Consider the following 214-nt stretch of genomic DNA (forward strand, 5'->3'; position numbering starts at 1 on the left):
GCGACCACTAGGGCTTTGTCCCGGTTTGGGAGCGCCTGCGCGCCTTCAGGGCAATCGATTTTTTTAGGTACGCCACCTGCGCCTCAAGCTTGCGCACACGCTCTTCGAGTTCCTCCTCACGCGTTGGCGGCAACGCCCGCACCGACCCCTTCGGCCTGCCCTTGGGCTTAGGCTTAAGCGCCTGCGCGCCGCCCTGCCGGTACAGCCTGCACCA

General features: G+C 65.4%; 1 pseudogene. It reads right to left on the reverse strand.

Annotated elements, in window-relative coordinates:
* Positions 1-7: 7 nt before the first annotated feature.
* A pseudogene (locus HMPREF2674_RS09440) lies at positions 8-214 on the reverse strand (helix-turn-helix domain-containing protein); the annotation flags it as partial.

It is taken from the genome of Rothia sp. HMSC062F03, from assembly GCF_001836905.1.
Lineage (GTDB): Bacteria > Actinomycetota > Actinomycetes > Actinomycetales > Micrococcaceae > Rothia > Rothia mucilaginosa_A.